A 16,258-nucleotide genomic window follows, 5' to 3' on the forward strand; every position below is an offset into this window, starting at 1 on the left:
TTCTCAGGAAGGAAGATATCAATTGGCTACAAAAGCAAAAAACGAATGGCTGGAATGGATCAAAGCAATTGTCATTGCTATCGTACTCGCTTTTATACTTCGTAACTTCTTCTTCGCTACTTCCATAGTAGAGGGAGCAAGTATGGATCCTACGCTCGAAAACGGGGAGCGGGTCGTTTTCAATAAAATCGTGTATCATATCGACGAACCTGATTATGAAGATATTGTAATTATCGAGCGCCCTACCAAAAATTACGTGAAACGCGTAATCGGAGAACCCGGAGATACTATTGAGATAAAGAACCATCAGCTTTGGATCAATGGAGAAAAACAGAACCAGGAATATTTGGATAATCAGTCTATTCAAGCTACAAGGGACTATGGACCCGTCGAAGTACCAGAAGGGGAATATTTCGTAATGGGAGATAATCGAGCTGTAAGCAAAGACAGCCGGAATGGTCTCGGGCTTGTGAAAGAAGACGAAATCATCGGTAGGACAGAACTCGTCATCTTTCCATTCGAAGAAATGGAACGGACGCAATAGCACTTTTTAAACTTTAGGATAACCCAAAAGCTATGAAAAAAGAACCTGACTTTGAGTCAGGTTCTTTTTTCAAGCGCTGATAACGCCGGTTGTTTGTTTTTTTAGGAAGGTTGATGAAGCCTGCGGGAGAAGCATGGATAAAAACAAGCCGCAACCGGGGAGAGAGATTCCGGAAGTTTGCGTCATGCCCGCGGCAAGCTTCCACCCGTAGAGATAGAAATTAACAAGGAACGATAACAAAGCCTTTTTATAAATTCCACTCTTATTATCAAATGAAAAAAAGAACGCTGCTTCTGCAACGTTCTTTTTCACTATCAACCATTATCAAGTACAATAAATCCGATAAGTCCTATAAGGACAAACAAAAGGATAAGAAACATTACGACTTCCATGGAGCCGTTCACCTCCTAATTTATGTACGTTTCATGTTAGTATAAACAGGTAATACTTAAGTACTCGGACTGTATCTATTTTAACCGTTTTCGGGAGTGAATGAAAGAGGTGGAATATGGGAGACAAAATATTTTATTTTTTTACAGGGTGGTTCATTATAGGTTTCATTCTCGTTCCGCTTGATCTTGTACCTGCCTGGTTGGAATGGGCGAACAGCGTTTTTCTAGTTGCTGCAGGAATTGTAGCCGGTATTTATTTCATTCATACATACGGTCAAAGGGTTGGAATCACCTTCAGTTTATTTATTTTCGTGGTAAGTATAGCCGTCGAACAGTTCGGTGTCCAAACCGGCGTGTTCTTCGGAAATTACGAATATACGGCGAGATTCGGTGTGAAAATATTCGACACTCCGGTGACTATAGGTTTCGCCTGGCTGCTCGTTATGGGGTGTGCTGATGTAATTGCGCGAGGGATCACTTCCTCACGTATTCTTCTCCCGATTCTCGGGGGACTTATAGCAGTTACTATGGATCTTATTCTCGATCCTGTAGCATTCCTGGTCAAAGAGTACTGGATATGGACAGAAGGCGGCTTTTATTACGATATTCCCTCTCAAAACTTTTTTGGATGGTTCATCCTCGCCTTTTTGTTCCAATCAATCATCAGCTTCTGTAATCCTGCCCGGGAGGATATATGGAGAAAAAGAATGAGTCTCGTATTTCTCGGGGTGATCGCGATGTTCAGCGTAACAGCTATCACGGGAGGCCTTCTATTTGCACCCGCTCTCACTCTTCTTTTAAGTGCGGGCTGGTATCTATTATTTTTGAAAAGGAGACCCCGCTATGAAACGATCAACTAAAAATCGGTGGGTGGAGTCAGGCTTCAGAACTGTCAGCCGCACTCTTTTACGCCAGGAATTTCACAGTATCTCCGTTTCAGTCACTGACCATCCTCTTCCTTCCTACGGCATTTTTCTTATGAATCATTCCAGTTGGTGGGACGGGCTTTTGGCTCATTTAATCAACGACAAAGTATTGAAAACGGATGCTCATATCATGATTGATGAGGAGGGAATGAATCGGTTTCCTGTTTTTTCTTACGTAGGAGGATTCTCTGTCGATCAATCCTCCCTCTCCCATACAAAAAATTCCCTCCTTTATGCCGAAGATTTATTGAAACAAAAAAAAGGAGTCTTTCTCTTTCCTCAAGGAGATGAGCAACACCAGGAATTGAGACCGCTAAAATTCTTAAAAGGAGCCGCTTTCTTGATGAAAAGGGTCCCCTCCGTGCCTGTAACTCCTATTCTTTTTTACTATTCTTTCGGACATTATAAAAAACCCGAAGTTTACATAAAAATCGGTGTTCCGATATGGGAGTATCTCCCTGTTCAAAAATGGGAAACCATAATGGAACAGGAGCTGGATTCATTGAAACAGAAGGTCATAAAAGAAGATTTTCATTCTTTCACACCACTATTATAAGAGGGAGTCCAAATATGGTTTCAATTTTTATGATAATTGCAGGAATTCTTTTATTATGGACGATCTTCAACTCTTTTTTTCTGCCGGAACTTACAGCTGAAACTGCTGAGAACCATCCATTCGTTTCCGTGCTGGTCCCTCTTCGTAATGAAGAACGTAACGTTACCCCTCTCGTCGATTCCCTTAAACGAATCGAGTATGCCCATGCAGAATTCATTTTGCTCGATGACCAGTCAGAAGACGAAACCTATAATCTTCTCCTTGAATCGACAAAGAACGACACCCGCTTCCGTATCGTCCAGGGAGAGCCACTCCAAGAAGGTTGGAATGGGAAAGTCTATGCCTGTCATCAACTTTCCTCGTACGCAAAAGGTGAGCATTTATTCTTCGTTGATGCAGATGTAAGAGTTTCTTCAAGAAGTGTGGAAAAGTTTCTGTCTCTTCAGCAAAGGAAACAGGCCTCCTTTATCTCGGGCTTCCCTTCATTCCGAAATTCCTGTCTGCTTGGCCATCTCCTAGTACCTATGCAACATTTCGTCATCAATCTTCATCTCCCTCTATTTATGGCGAACAAAACGAATATACCGATGTTCACTGCAGCATTTGGAGGATGCCTTTTCATCGACAGAAAAGCATATGATGAAATAGGAGGACACACCAGGGTACACGACTCTCTTGTCGAAGACGTCCACTTAGCAAAAGAGATGAAGCATAATCGGAAGCGCTCTCTTCTCGCGAATGTCACTTCAGATATATGTTGTCGTATGTATGAAACGAACAGAGAGGTATGGAATGGTTTCAAAAAGAATATCTTTCCGGGACTGGGGCGGTCTATATCACTCGCTGTGTCCGTCATAATCCTCTACACTACCCTCTTCCTGGTTCCCTTTGTTATGGCTTTCATCACAGGAGGGATGTGGTGGTTTATCTGCGCTACTCTTATAGGTCTGAAACTTTTCATTGACCTCCGCACCCGCCACCCATGGTGGGTATCATTCTTTCTTCCATTATCTGTTCTATCGATGCTTTCAGTATTGATATCCTCTATTCTCGTGGACAGACAAAGTAAAAAATACAAATGGAAAGGGCGTTCGTATCTATGAAAACGATTATCATCGGAGGTGGCCTCGGCGGTCTCTCAGCCGCTATCTCGCTTGCATCTGAGGGGGTAGAGACGGTACTTTATGAAAAAAACTCTCATTTTGGAGGAAAAATGAAAAGCGTGGATATCGACGGCTATCATTTTGACTTCGGGCCCAATACGATAACCATGCCCTATGTCTTTGAAAACGTACTTCGAAAAGGCGGGATGGAGAAAAAGCTCACATATGAGAAACTCGAGATTCATACACGTAATCAATTTCCGGATGGTACAATTTTCGATCTCTCTTCCGATAGAAATAGAATGATAGAACAACTTGAAACCTTGGACAAAAAAGGAGCGGACTCTTACGACAGATTTTTAAAGGCTATAACGAGTCTATTCTCTGTCTCCTACTCGTCTTTTCTTACCCGCACTTTCACGTCGAGATGTGATTACTTCTCCTTCCGACTTCTCAAAGATACATGGAAAGTTCGTCCGTTCACAAACATGGACCGTTTTTTCAAACACTACTTCTCTTCCCCTTACGTACGGAACGCATTGAACAGATACGCCACTTATGTAGGTTCAGACCCGTACAGGGCTCCGGCCACATTTGCAATGATCGCCTATTTGGAGTTGATGGAAGGGGTGTATTACGTAAGAGGAGGAAATACAAAAATTGCGGATACAATGGTACAGGCAGCCAGAAATAGCGGTGCTTGTCTTTACAATAATCAAAAAGTCTCCGCCTTGATGAAAGATGAAGACAATATCACCGGGGTGATTTTGGAGGGGGGAGAAAAGATCGAAGCGGATCATATTATCATCAACGGAGATATCGCACATACCCTCCCTGAACTGCTCGACGAAGAATTGCCGAAATATGACCCCTCTGTTTCCGCATTCGTTATTACAGCAGGTCTAAAGGGATCGCTACCTTTTCATCATCACCACCTATTTTTTTCAAGCGATTATAAACAGGAGTTCAAAGAGCTGCGGTCTGGAAGATTCCCGAGTGATCCAACCATTTACATAGCTACTTCTTGTAAAACCGATTCTTCCGTTTCTCCAAAAGGAGACAACTGCTTCATTTTGGTCAACGCACCTCCTGGTCAAAAAATTGACAAGGAAACCTACAAACGCCTTATTTATCACAAACTGGAAGCTAATGGCTTCCCTATTTCAAATTATATAGTAACTGAAAAGATTTGGGCCCCCGAAGATATAGAGCAGGAATTTTCAACTTTCCAAGGCTCGCTATATGGCCCAAGCGTCAATAATAAAAAGCAGGCTTTTCTACGGCCCAGGAACAAGTCGGACCGTTTTCAAAATCTATACTTCGCCGGGGGAAGCACTCATCCCGGAGGAGGTTCCCCTATAGTCACTTTAAGTGGACAGAACGTTGCCAACCACATACTCGGCAAAATAACAAAATAGGAGATAAAGATTGAAAAGTCTTCACCCCCTCCAAAAAAAGGATTATTGCAATTCAGCAATAATCCTTTTTTTTTCCTCTTCATTCAGAAAGGCTCGTTTTCGGAAGACATCATAATTCTCATTTCTTACCGCTTCAAGAATATTCATATATAAATACGCGGCGCCTTTGACAGGCAAGCGGGAGGAAAGAGGATAGTAGGACAGCGTCTCCATGGCAGAAGCGTAATACTCTTCCGCCTTGACAGCGATATACTCCCAAGTCCGAATGAATTCCTCCGAAACCTGTTTATTAATAAGGTCCTCTTTGGAATATCCAAAGGATTCATAGACTTTTTTCGGGAAGTATATCCTCCCTCTCTCTAAATCTTCACCGATATCACGAAGGATATTCGTCAATTGCATGGCGTAGCCGAGATAGATTGCATCTTTTTTCAAAAGCTCATATTTACCAGGAGCAAGAATCGGGAGAAGCATAAGTCCTACAGTGCTTGCCACATTATAACTGTAATCCAATAATTCTTCTTCTAATTCGATTTCTACTGGCCCTAAATCCATCTCCTGCCCTTTGATCATGTCATGAAAGGGCTCAAACTTCAGATCGAATTTTTCTCTTACATCATGTAGTGCAATCCAAAATGGTCGCTCTGGAACATATTCTTTTCTTTCAAACTGAATAAGTTCCTGTTTGATTTGTGCAAGTTGCCTCTCAGGCTCATCGCCTTCATCGACGACATCATCCACATATCTGCAGAACCCGTAAACAGCCCAGACCGCGCGTTTCCGATCTCCCGGAAGGTAGGAAAATGCTTTAGCAAAAGTCTTGGAATGATTCTCTATTATAGCATGACACTTCTCGTACGCCTTATCTAAGTCCACTGGATTCACCTCAATTGTACATGGGCTCTTTCATAAGTTCTCCTGCCAATAGTCTTGCTCCCTGCATGACTATCGGTACTCCGCCACCCGGATGGACGGAAGCTCCTACTGCATAAAGATTTTTGACGGAATATGGACGAAACTGCGGGCGAAACATACCGGATTGGCTTAGAGTCGGCCCAATACCGAAACTTCCACCTCCATACAAACCGGCAATTTCTGCATCTTTCGGGGTTCTCATCTTCCACCATTCTATATGGTTTCGAAGATCGGGGAAAGCTTTTCCTTCCAGCACTTCCATGACATAATCAATCAGCTTCCTTTCCTGCTGATAGTCGACCGAAGTATCCGCTGGCACCGGTATCAGTATATACAGCACACCTTTTCCTTCAGGAGCTAGATTTTCATCTATAACCGACGGGTGAAAAGCGTAGATGGATGGTTTTTCAGGGACCTTTTTCGTTTCAAATACATCTTTCATATGAGATTTGAAATCATCCGTCATAAAGAATTGATGCACCGGCTGATCAGAGTATATTTTATCCGTTCCAATAAAAAACAACAGGCATCCGGAGGAAGGAGTGTACGTTTTATTCGTTTGATATTGTGCGGGCATTAGAGCATCCATGTTAGGAAAATCTCCGTTATATATCACCTCATCAGCATATTCCGCTCCGCGAGTCGTGTCCACCCCTATCACCCTATCATCTTCTATAAGTATATCCGTAACTTCCGTATCCGTCTGTATCTCCACGTTTCTTTCCGCCAGCTCTTCGGTAAGGGTATCAATCATGCTTGCATAACCGCCTTGAATGTACCAAATGCCTTCAAGATGCTCACTTAAAGAAATAAACGAGTAGATCGAGGGCGCTTTCGATGGGTTCCCCCCTATATATAGTGACTGCAAACTATAGATATCAAGGAGTTGCTCAGAAACGAAATAACGGCTCATGAAAGACCGGATAGATTTGTGAGCTTTCATTCCCCATAGAAGTTTTAGAATCTCCGGATGCAGAAACTTTTTTTTGTCAGCAAACGTCTGACCAAGTATCCTTGATTTCCCTTTCTTAAAAAAAGGTCCCATTTCCTCAAGGAATCGAAGAAATCCTTCTTTTTCTTCCGGAAATGTAGCTGCGAATTCTTCCGTTTGTTTTTCTTTATCCTGATATTTGCTGAATGTCTCCCCATTCGGAAAATGAACACGATACATCGGTTCCATAGGGACAAGCGGAATGCGTTCCCTTCCTATACCTGCTTGAGCCAGAAGTTCGATCAGTAGGGAGGGGAGCAATACTATGGTAGGTCCCTGATCGATACGGCTTTCTTCATGTTTTTCGAACTTCATTCTTCCCCCGGCAGTACTATCCCGCTCTATTACCCTTATCGAACGTCCTTCCTGCTGTGAAAGATATAATGCCGTCATCAGCCCTCCGATACCGGCTCCGACAATCGTCGTCTTTTTCATGTTTCACCAATCCAATCAGAGGTTATTTTTGCAGATTCCAAGATAGTTGGCAAGCCGCTCCCCGGGTGGGTTCCTCCACCTACAAGCCATAGATTTTCCAGATCATCAAACTGATTATGAGGTCTGAAATACATCATTTGGGAAAGCTGATGACCGAGGCTGAAGGTCGCGCCCTGATAAATTTCAAAAGTTTGTTCCCAATCGACTGGAGTAAGAATCTTTTTGATCGTAATATGAGCGCTCAGATCTTCGAACCCCGTCTCTTTTTCGATACGGTCGAGAACGACCCTCTCCACTTCCGCTTTTCTGTTTTCCCAGTCTATACCTGAGAGGTTATTCGGCACCGGTGCAAGTATATATACGGCTGAATGTCCTTCAGGTGCCAATGTGCTGTCCATTACACTTGGGTTATGGATGTAGATGGAAGGCTCATCAGATAACTCGAGCGAACCCGTAAGCTCCTCCACATTTTTCTTATAGTCCGATGAAAATAATATCGAATGGTGTGGCATGTCATAAACCTTATTAACCCCGGCATAAATCATGAATGTCGAACAGCTGAACTTCTTTTTTTCGATTTTTCTTTTTTTGTATTTCTTAAGTGATCGGTCATCAATGAGTTTGGTCATAGCCTGGGCGAAATCAGCGTTAATGACAATATCATCAGCTTCGAACCGTTCACCTGATTGAAGTTCGATAGCCTCCGCTTTTTTATTTGCCGTTTCTATCCTGGAAACCGACTCCCCGAGATGAATCTTTCCTCCGAGTTCCTCGAAGACGCTGGCCATGGCTTTCGAGAGTTGATTGACACCCCCGATAGGATGATAAACACCGTATTCATGTTCCATGTATGAAAGTATGGAAAACGCTCCTGGACACTCCCAGGGAGACATCCCCAAATATTTCGCTTGAAAAGAAAAAGAAATTTTGAGTCTTTCATCATCAAAGTACTGAGATAAAACATCGTATACGGATTTTCCAAGTGAGAGTTCCGGTAATGCTTTCAGAACGCGCGGGGAAAGATAATCCATCAACCGATGATGCCTGGTTTTTAAAATCGGCGTAAGACGATCCAACTTTTTTTTATTATCTCTCATAAATCTTAGATAACCGCGTTCATTACCTGGGAAATGACGGGAAATCGAGGAGAGCATTTTATCCTGCTGTTGATACATAGGGATTCTACTTCCACTCCAGAGTAATTCGTACATAGGCGTAAGTTGTTTCAGATCCATATAATCATGCATGTTTCTCCCCGCTTTTCGGAAAAGTTCATCAACAAGGTGAGGCATACCAAGAAAGGTGGGGCCGATGTCAAAAGTGTACTCCCCTAGATTCCATGCCCCATTCCTTCCCCCTACTCTATTCTGTTTTTCGAACACGTGCACGTCATGACCTTCGGCAGCCAGCAGCATAGCTGAGGCGAGTCCCCCGGGGCCCGCGCCGATGACAGCTATTCTTTTCATTACAAGCACCTTCTCTCTATCTTCATATTTCACACAGTACCCGATTTATTAACTCATTAGTCTTATTTTTATCCGCTCCTTTAATTCGGGTCATGAATGACACGTGTCCCCCTCTTCAATACTCATTATGAATTAGGTGCTTTTACAAAAAAATGTGAAATCGGAATCCTCATTCCAATTTCACACCTATTACATCCGACTATCCGATGATCACTCTCTCTTTTGGATAATGGTAATTGCCTTTCTTCTTCTCCTTTTTGAAAGAGAACAGGAAAGTGAGTATTCCGATTCTTCCGATGAACATCAATCCCATAAGCAACAGTTTCGTAAACGTGGTGAGCTCCGAAGTGATTCCAAGCGATAAACCCACCGTACCAAAAGCGGAACAAATCTCAAACAGAATTTCACTCATAGAAAACGGTTCGACAATAGATACCACAAGCACGCTGAAGAAAACAGTGAGGACAGCCATCAAGGTAACTACCACAGCACGGTTCAAATCTTCATTATGCACTTCTCTTCTGAAAATCCGGATACTTCCCTTTCCCCGGGCGAATGTCAGTATGAAAATAACGACAAGAGCAAACGTCGTCGTCCGGATTCCGCCCCCCACACTACTCGGTGAAGCACCGATGAACATAAGGGAGGACATGAACAGATGGGTTTGTTCTGTGAACTGACTGACATCCATCGTCGATAAACCGCCACTTCTTGTTGTCACCGACTGGAAGAGCGCATAAAAAATGATTTCATGCCAGGATCTTCCCTCGAAGAAATGGTTGAATTCCAGAAATACTATCATTACCGCCCCGAGCACTATTAGCGCAAAGAACGTGATCGTAGTCAGTTTGGCAAAAAGGGAAAATCTGGTACGTTCCCCGCTTTCAAACAAATACTGTTTCACTTCGATCAGCACCGGGAACCCTATAGCTCCGGCTATAATAAGCATCATATTTATGAATTGCACAAAATAATCATCCTGGAAGGGAATGAGCGACGCGCCTGTAATGTCGAACCCTCCGTTCGTCATGGCACTTACCGCTCCGAAGAACCCTTGCAAATACGCTTCACCAGCTTCATAGTATTGTAAGAAATATGTACCTAATATCAGGAACCCAATGAATTCTATCAATAAGACGAGAAGCACTATCTGTAAGACGAGACGGACAATCCCTGAAAAATTCGACTGGTTCTGGTCAGTCATGATCAGCTGCCGTTCCCGTAAGCCGATTTTTTTCCCTAGTACAATCCATATAATCGTCCCTAACGTCATAATTCCGATACCGCCGAACTGAAGCATAAGTGCAATCATGAAATAACCGACTATGCTGAAGGTCTCAGGAATAGAGACAGGGGTAAGTCCCGTCACACTGACTGCACTCACAGCTACGAACAACGTATCGATGAAAGGAATATCCACGCCCGGTTCGTATGCGATGGGCAGAGAAAGGAGAATAGTTGCTATGGTCACAGCAAATAAGTAGAACAACGCAATTAATTGAAAAGGGGATAATGTTCGGATCCATTTGTAATTTCTTCTATATATCGACATACTGCTAGCTCCTTATTTGACTCAACTTCCCCTCATTATAGATAAAAAAGTTACTGTTGTATAGCTTTCAATTAGGAGTTCCGGCCGTTCTTCTTCTAAACTCCTCAAGCAGCCGTTTTCCCTGATACCCTTCTTCTAAAAGGACTTGAAGGAGCTTTTCCACCTGCTCCTGTTTTTTATCTATCATCGCGCCGATGAAAATCACATTCATCTCTTCTTCAAACTCGTTGATGTCTATCGGAGAGACTAGGAAGGTAGCCGGCGAATTACTCTTTTTCGTTATAAGTACTTGCAGCATCACTTTCTCATTCTTCTCGATATAGGATTGAAAATAGCTTTTATAATCCTTGCTTATGAAGGCTTCTACCAACCAGCGTCCATGATCGTCCTCCCTGTTGATAATGAGACCGTCCTTCAGTTCAATCGAACGTAATGTAATATCCTCCTTCTGTTCTTCAATGATATCCAGAGAAACAAGTTTGAAAGTCTTCATTAATTATTCCGCCCTTCCTCCATGTTATCTACATTATAGAATAGGTCACCGGAAAGCGAAAGGACTACATCCATCATGGATGAATCCTTACCCTGTTCTCGCCTGATATACATTTACAAACCGAAAGGCTACCCTAAAAATAAATATTCAGGCGGACGCTTATCCAGAGGCAATGCTTCAGCCTCCTCGTTTCCCTGCGGGGTCTTCAGCTACCCGAGTCCCCGTCGGAGTCGCCGCCTTTATCTATATCCACCCTATCAAACTCGAATCATAACAGAGCCTGAAAATGTTCATATATCATGGTTCAAATATCTTTGCATGAACGTGTCTGTTAAAGCCTGTCGTTGATTTTAGGAACGAAGGGTGGAGACGCCTGCGGGAGAAGCATGAACGAAAAATCACCGGAATCGAACGGAGGGAGGTTCCGGAAGTTTTTGTCATGCCCGCGGCAAGCTTCCACCCGAAGAGACGAAAATCAATAATAAACGATAACAGAGCCAAAGGAAAAAGCCGTCCTGATAACGGGACGGCTTCACTCATAAATCTCTTACATCATCTGTAGTTGTTTCCACAGTCCCCTGTTTAAAATGGGTCACTGATCTTGAAGCTTACTACTTTCTTCTCCGTAAGTGATTCTATCGCGAACTTGACGCCTTCTCTTCCGATTCCGGAATCCTTTGTTCCTCCAAAAGGCATCGCGTCGATTCTGTAATCACTACTGTCATTAATCATTACACCACCGACGTTGAGGTGCTTCACCGCATAAAAAGCACGGTTCAGATCTTTCGTGAAGATACCGGCATGAAGCCCATAATCTACATCATTCGATTTCTTTACAGCTTCCTTAAGGTCGTCGACCGGTTCGACGATAACGACAGGACCGAAGATTTCTTCTTTGGCAATCGTAGCATCGGGGGAGACGTTAGTAAGGACCGTAGGCTCTACGTAAGCCCCCTCTCTTGTTCCCCCTGTTTCGATTCTAGCTCCCTTGGAAACCGCTTCATTGATCCAACTCTCTACTCTTTCTGCTTCCTTCACTGATATGAGAGGGCCTACATCCGTATCCTCAAGCATTTTATCTCCCATTTTCAGTCGCTTGGTCTGTTTTACTAAATCATCCAGGAAAGATGGATAAGGATCTTTCTCGACATAGACCCTCTGGACTCCTATGCAGTTTTGACCAGCTGCGCTGAAGCCACCGTCTACACAAGCCTCTACGGCGTCATTGTGATCCGCGTCACTCAACACAATTACCGGACAATTCGAGCCGAGTTCCATGCTTACGTGCTTCGTTCCGGTTTTCTCCGTAATTTTCTTCCCTGCATCGGTACCTCCCGTGAATGAAATGGCTTTGATCAGAGGATGAGTCACCAACTCATCACCGACTTCGCGTCCAGGTCCAGTTACGACCGAGAGCATTCCTTCAGGTAAACCAGCCTCGGTGAAAGCCTCAGCCATTTTCAATGCGCTGAGAGGAGTTTCAGAAGCAGGTTTAATGACAATGGCATTACCACTAGCTATAGCGGGACCGACTTTATGAGCGACGAGATTCAGCGGGTCGTTGAAGGGAGTGATGGCTCCTACCACGCCTACCGGGAAATGATAATAGTAGCCGACTTTATTTTCACTTCCTTCATTCTGGTCGAAATTGATCGTTTCCCCCTGCATCCGTCGAGCCTCTTCAGCAGAAATTTCAATTGTCTGGGCTGCTCGTGCAACTTCACCTCGAGCTTCATTAATCGTTTTACTGCCTTCTAAGGAAATCGTACGTGCAAAAGCTTCCTGGTTCTCCATCATAAAGCTGCTTACACGCTTCAATATTCTTACTCGTTCATGTGTCGGCCATGAATCAAGAGAATCGAACGTTTCCTGAGCAGCTTCGATGGCATGCTTCATATCATCACGAGTGGCTTTTGGAACGGTAGCTATCCGTTCATTATTCTGAGGATTGATTACGTCAATCGTATCGTCTCGCAGAACCCACTGACCGGCTACCAACATTTTCATTTCTTCAGTTCTCGTCTTCATACCTTCCCTCCTTCAAGAAGTCTGCAATTTACGCTCCTTTTGGTAATGAATCAAATCAATGAGCAGTGAAAAACCTGTTTCTTTTCTTCCTGCTCCCGCTCCGGTCAACAGAACCGGTCCCAATAGGTCACATTCATAAAGGATGGCGTTTGTAGCCCCCTTGACACCTGCTAAAGGGTGGTCTTCGGTAACTTTTTCAGGGCCGACTTCGCCAGTAACTGACCCATCTTCATTCCGTTCAACCTTACCGATAAGCTTCCATTTCTCTCCGTTGTCCGTCGCTTGTTGAATATCTTCCATTTTCATGTCAGAAATACCTTTACAGACTACATCCTTATAGTCGAGAGGTTCTCCCATAAGATAATTGGCGAGAATCGCTACTTTATATCGGGCGTCATACCCTTCCACATCATTGGTGGGATCCGCTTCGGCATATCCGTTGGACTGTGCTTGCGCCAGAGCTTCCTCGTACGACTTCCCTTTTTCCATCTCAGTAAGGATATAGTTCGTGGTACCGTTCAGAATACCACTGATTTTAGTGATCTCATTTCCGGCAAGTGTTTCTTCAGGCATGCGCAGAGCAGGAGTCCCGCTCATGACTGTGCCTTCGAATCCGAAAAACACGCCATTATCTTTCGCCATCTGATTCAGCTCTTTATAAGCAAGAGCAATCGGCCCTTTATTTGTCGTAATGACACTCTTTTTGCTGGCGAAAGCCCTCTTACAATGAGTGATTGCGGGTTCTCCGGTAGTTACGTCCGTAAACGTCACCTCTACGATGACATCCGCGTTCGTCGTTTCGATCGTATCAATGCTCGATAACCCTTTCACCACCCCCGGCTGATCAGGGTAGGTTTCCACAGTGCCGTCCTGTTTCACACATTCGAGAAGCTTTTTCACATCAAGACCGTTTTTATCATAAATGGAACCTTTCATCAGGTCTGCGACAGCTACCACTTTTGATTCCAATCCGTACTGATTCCTAAGATTATTTTCCTTTTCTTCGAGGATTTCAACAAGTGCCTGACCGACACCACCGAAACCGACCATCGCTATATTCGTCATCTTATCCCTCCTGGTCTTTCCAGTATGATTGTAAGACCCCCGTCATAATCTCCAACCCTTTTCCAAGCGCCTCTTCATCAATATCGAAATCAGGCTGATGAAGCATGCGTTCTTTCTCAAGACCACAGCCAAGGAAGAACATGGTTCCTTTCAAGTGATTGGTTATATGACTGAAATCTTCGCTTCCCATCCCGAAAGGTTCGTTGTGAATCTTATACTCACTGGCCACGTTACGAATGATCTGGTTCAACTCCCCATCATTTATAAGCGCCGGTTCCCCTTTTTGGATATGCCACTGATACTGTCCGCCCAGCGAATGTATAACATTCGCTTTCTCCAGTAATTCCTTCTCCAACTGATAACGGACCTGAGAGGTATACGACCTCATCGTTCCGTGGATGTCAACTTTATCCGGAATAATATTGCTTGCACTTCCTGCATTGATTTGACCGATGCTGATCGTTCCCACATCGAGGGGATGCATCCTTCTTCCCGTTACGCTATAAAGCGCTTGCAGTAAAAATGTCGTCATCCATATCGGATCTGCTCCCTGATGGGGATAACCCGCATGTGCCCCTTCTCCGAAGACAGTAATCTGGAATTCATCATTATTTGCCATGCTTGGTCCATCATGTACCTGTATCTCGCCGGAAGGTAACCACGGACACATGTGCAAGGCGAAGATTGCATCGATATCCTGGAGTAACGGGGAGCGTATCATTTTCATCGCTCCCGTTTCCCCTTCTTCATCTGCAGCTTCTTCGGCAGGTTGAAAAACCAGTTTAACAGTTCCACGTATATCCTCTTTATGAACATTCAACCAGTGGGCCACGCCCAGAAGAATAGCAATATGAGCATCATGTCCACAGGCATGCATGACTCCTTCATTGACGGAGGCATGCCCGATGGGCGACTGCTCCTCGATCGGCAGGGCATCCATATCCGCCCGTAATCCGAGAACCGGCCCCTCTCCCTGTGAGAGGATGGCGACTATTCCGTATCCTCCGACATTTTCATGGACTTCAAAACTTCCTAGTTCCTTCAGTTTTTCGGCGACAAAAGCACTAGTCTTCTCTTCTTTGAAACTGAGTTCCGGATGTTGATGGAGATGGCGACGCCATTCCACCATGAAGTCAAACAGTGTCTCCGGTCCATACATCATTCATCACCTAGTTCTTCTGAGAAGCTTTTTGCTCCACTTTTGCAAAAGCCTGCTTCAGATCCTCTTTCAAGTCTTCGATATCTTCAATACCTGCCGAGTAACGGATCAGACCTTCAGGAATTCCCATTGCTGCCCGTTCTTCTGGTGTACATTCTACGTGTGACGTCGTTCTCGAAGGACCCACGATCGTCTCGACAGAACCAAGGTTCGCTGCTTTATTTGCGAATTGAAGTTCTGGTAGGAAGTCACGCAGCGTTTCCACTCCGCCTTTTACAGAGAAACTGAGCATGCCTCCGAAACCTTTCATCTGTTTCTTCGCGATATCATGATTCTTGTGCTCCTCTAATCCCGGATAGAAGACATCATCTACAATATCGAAAGTTTTCAGATACTCGGCAATTTCCTGAGCATTTTTGTTCTGCTGCTCAACCCGGAGCTTCAATGTCTTCATACCACGGAGTAGGAGGTATGCAGCCATAGGGTCCAAAGTGGCACCATTGATTTCACGATAGTGATACACCTTCTCGACGAGCTCTTTGGAACCTACGAGAGCTCCACCCAAAGCATCCGCATGACCACCGAGATACTTCGTTGCGCTGTGAATGACCAGGTCCACTCCGAGTTCAAGCGGGTTCTGGTTAACAGGTGTTGCAAACGTGTTATCCACGATTACTATAGCTCCTTGCGCTTTTCCTGCTTTTGCCATTCTTTCTATATCAGTGATTTTCACAGTAGGGTTCGTTGGTGTTTCCAGGTACAGGACTTTGCACCCTTTTTCAATCTCGGCTTCAATCGCCTCATGGTCCGCTGTTTCACAAAGCTCTACGTCTACGTTCATTCTTGGTAAGAACTCTGTAAAAATTTTGTTCGTGCCGCCGTACGTGTCTTTGATGGATACTACTCTATCTCCCGGAGCGAGGTAGGTACTAAGTGTGTTACTGATAGCAGCCATACCTGTCGAGAAACTTGTTGCGGCTTCAGCTCCTTCAAGATTCTTTATCTTATTTTCGAAAGCTTCCACAGTAGGGTTCGTGTTTCTTCCATAAATATGACCTTCTTTGTTTCCGATTGCGACTTCATACCATTCATCCATGTCGTCATAACCGAAAGATACACTGTGCACCACCGGCACCTGTGTAGCTCCGAATGCTAACTGTTCTTTCTCTCCTGCCCAAATGGATCTTGTACCGAATTTCGCTTGTTTCATGTTCA

The 16,258-nt window shown here is 44.2% G+C and carries 14 protein-coding genes; 5 read left to right on the forward strand and 9 right to left on the reverse strand.

The window, feature by feature from the left end; translation table 11 throughout:
* Window positions 1-22 precede the first annotated feature (22 nt).
* The 5 genes from lepB (at window position 23) to BW944_RS02810 (ending at window position 4,939) form a co-directional block, all read left to right on the forward strand.
* Window positions 23-544, forward strand: a complete 522-nt coding sequence (lepB, locus tag BW944_RS02790; RefSeq protein WP_076556811.1) for a signal peptidase I — start codon at window positions 23-25, stop codon at window positions 542-544.
* 508 nt (window positions 545-1,052) lie between these two features.
* A complete protein-coding gene (locus BW944_RS02795) occupies window positions 1,053-1,796 on the forward strand; it encodes a carotenoid biosynthesis protein (protein ID WP_076556812.1) in 744 nt (247 codons plus the stop codon).
* A complete protein-coding gene (locus BW944_RS02800; RefSeq protein WP_076556813.1) occupies window positions 1,780-2,418 on the forward strand; it encodes a lysophospholipid acyltransferase family protein in 639 nt (212 codons plus the stop codon). Before BW944_RS02795 ends, BW944_RS02800 begins: the two co-directional genes overlap by 17 nt.
* Window positions 2,419-2,432: 14 nt before the next feature.
* Window positions 2,433-3,521: a glycosyltransferase family 2 protein gene (locus BW944_RS02805; protein WP_076556814.1), complete on the forward strand. Its 1,089-nt coding sequence runs from the start codon at window positions 2,433-2,435 to the stop codon at window positions 3,519-3,521.
* Window positions 3,518-4,939, forward strand: a complete 1,422-nt coding sequence (locus BW944_RS02810; protein ID WP_076556815.1) for a phytoene desaturase family protein — start codon at window positions 3,518-3,520, stop codon at window positions 4,937-4,939. Before BW944_RS02805 ends, BW944_RS02810 begins: the two co-directional genes overlap by 4 nt.
* A 42-nt stretch (window positions 4,940-4,981) precedes the next feature.
* Here the strand turns inward: BW944_RS02810 and BW944_RS02815 are convergent, their stop codons facing one another.
* The 9 genes from BW944_RS02815 to BW944_RS02855 all read right to left on the reverse strand — a co-directional run bounded on the left by BW944_RS02815 (window position 4,982) and on the right by BW944_RS02855 (window position 16,253).
* Window positions 4,982-5,815, reverse strand: a complete 834-nt coding sequence (locus BW944_RS02815; protein ID WP_076556916.1) for a phytoene/squalene synthase family protein — start codon at window positions 5,813-5,815, stop codon at window positions 4,982-4,984.
* Between the two features lie 10 nt (window positions 5,816-5,825).
* Window positions 5,826-7,280, reverse strand: a complete 1,455-nt coding sequence (locus BW944_RS02820; protein ID WP_076556816.1) for a phytoene desaturase family protein — start codon at window positions 7,278-7,280, stop codon at window positions 5,826-5,828.
* Window positions 7,277-8,746: a phytoene desaturase family protein gene (locus BW944_RS02825; RefSeq protein ID WP_076556817.1), complete on the reverse strand. Its 1,470-nt coding sequence runs from the start codon at window positions 8,744-8,746 to the stop codon at window positions 7,277-7,279. Before BW944_RS02825 ends, BW944_RS02820 begins: the two co-directional genes overlap by 4 nt.
* A gap of 199 nt (window positions 8,747-8,945) precedes the next feature.
* A complete protein-coding gene (locus tag BW944_RS02830) occupies window positions 8,946-10,298 on the reverse strand; it encodes a TrkH family potassium uptake protein (RefSeq protein ID WP_076556818.1) in 1,353 nt (450 codons plus the stop codon).
* Window positions 10,299-10,365: 67 nt separating this feature from the next.
* Window positions 10,366-10,791, reverse strand: coding sequence for a YwpF-like family protein (locus BW944_RS02835; RefSeq protein ID WP_076556819.1), 426 nt, complete (start codon window positions 10,789-10,791; stop codon window positions 10,366-10,368).
* A gap of 582 nt (window positions 10,792-11,373) precedes the next feature.
* On the reverse strand, window positions 11,374-12,819 hold the full coding sequence (locus BW944_RS02840) for an aldehyde dehydrogenase family protein (RefSeq protein WP_076556820.1): 1,446 nt from the start codon (window positions 12,817-12,819) through the stop codon (window positions 11,374-11,376).
* A gap of 12 nt (window positions 12,820-12,831) precedes the next feature.
* Window positions 12,832-13,884 carry a homoserine dehydrogenase gene (locus BW944_RS02845; RefSeq protein WP_076556821.1) on the reverse strand — a complete coding sequence of 351 codons (1,053 nt, stop codon included), beginning with the start codon at window positions 13,882-13,884 and terminating at the stop codon, window positions 12,832-12,834.
* Between the two features lies 1 nt (window position 13,885).
* Complete coding sequence (locus BW944_RS02850; RefSeq protein ID WP_076556822.1) at window positions 13,886-15,043, reverse strand: M20 metallopeptidase family protein; 1,158 nt, start codon at window positions 15,041-15,043, stop codon at window positions 13,886-13,888.
* 10 nt (window positions 15,044-15,053) lie between these two features.
* Window positions 15,054-16,253 carry a cystathionine gamma-synthase family protein gene (locus tag BW944_RS02855; protein ID WP_076556823.1) on the reverse strand — a complete coding sequence of 400 codons (1,200 nt, stop codon included), beginning with the start codon at window positions 16,251-16,253 and terminating at the stop codon, window positions 15,054-15,056.
* Between the last annotated feature and the right edge of the window lie 5 nt (window positions 16,254-16,258).

Origin of the sequence: Salimicrobium flavidum, assembly GCF_900156645.1 — a bacterium.
Classification (GTDB): Bacteria; Bacillota; Bacilli; order Bacillales; family Halobacillaceae; genus Salimicrobium; species Salimicrobium flavidum.

Bases quoted from the DNA above. Each gene is read 5' to 3' on its own strand.
- BW944_RS02795 (WP_076556812.1), top strand. From the start codon at position 1,053: ATGGGAGACAAAATATTTTATTTTTTTACAGGGTGGTTCATTATAGGT.
- BW944_RS02800 (WP_076556813.1), top strand. From the start codon at position 1,780: ATGAAACGATCAACTAAAAATCGGTGGGTGGAGTCAGGCTTCAGAACT.
- BW944_RS02805 (WP_076556814.1), top strand. From the start codon at position 2,433: ATGGTTTCAATTTTTATGATAATTGCAGGAATTCTTTTATTATGGACG.
- BW944_RS02810 (WP_076556815.1), top strand. From the start codon at position 3,518: ATGAAAACGATTATCATCGGAGGTGGCCTCGGCGGTCTCTCAGCCGCT.
- BW944_RS02820 (WP_076556816.1), bottom strand. From the start codon at position 7,280: ATGAAAAAGACGACGATTGTCGGAGCCGGTATCGGAGGGCTGATGACG.
- BW944_RS02825 (WP_076556817.1), bottom strand. From the start codon at position 8,746: ATGAAAAGAATAGCTGTCATCGGCGCGGGCCCCGGGGGACTCGCCTCA.
- BW944_RS02830 (WP_076556818.1), bottom strand. From the start codon at position 10,298: ATGTCGATATATAGAAGAAATTACAAATGGATCCGAACATTATCCCCT.
- BW944_RS02835 (WP_076556819.1), bottom strand. From the start codon at position 10,791: ATGAAGACTTTCAAACTTGTTTCTCTGGATATCATTGAAGAACAGAAG.
- BW944_RS02840 (WP_076556820.1), bottom strand. From the start codon at position 12,819: ATGAAGACGAGAACTGAAGAAATGAAAATGTTGGTAGCCGGTCAGTGG.
- BW944_RS02845 (WP_076556821.1), bottom strand. From the start codon at position 13,884: ATGACGAATATAGCGATGGTCGGTTTCGGTGGTGTCGGTCAGGCACTT.
- BW944_RS02850 (WP_076556822.1), bottom strand. From the start codon at position 15,043: ATGTATGGACCGGAGACACTGTTTGACTTCATGGTGGAATGGCGTCGC.
- BW944_RS02855 (WP_076556823.1), bottom strand. From the start codon at position 16,253: ATGAAACAAGCGAAATTCGGTACAAGATCCATTTGGGCAGGAGAGAAA.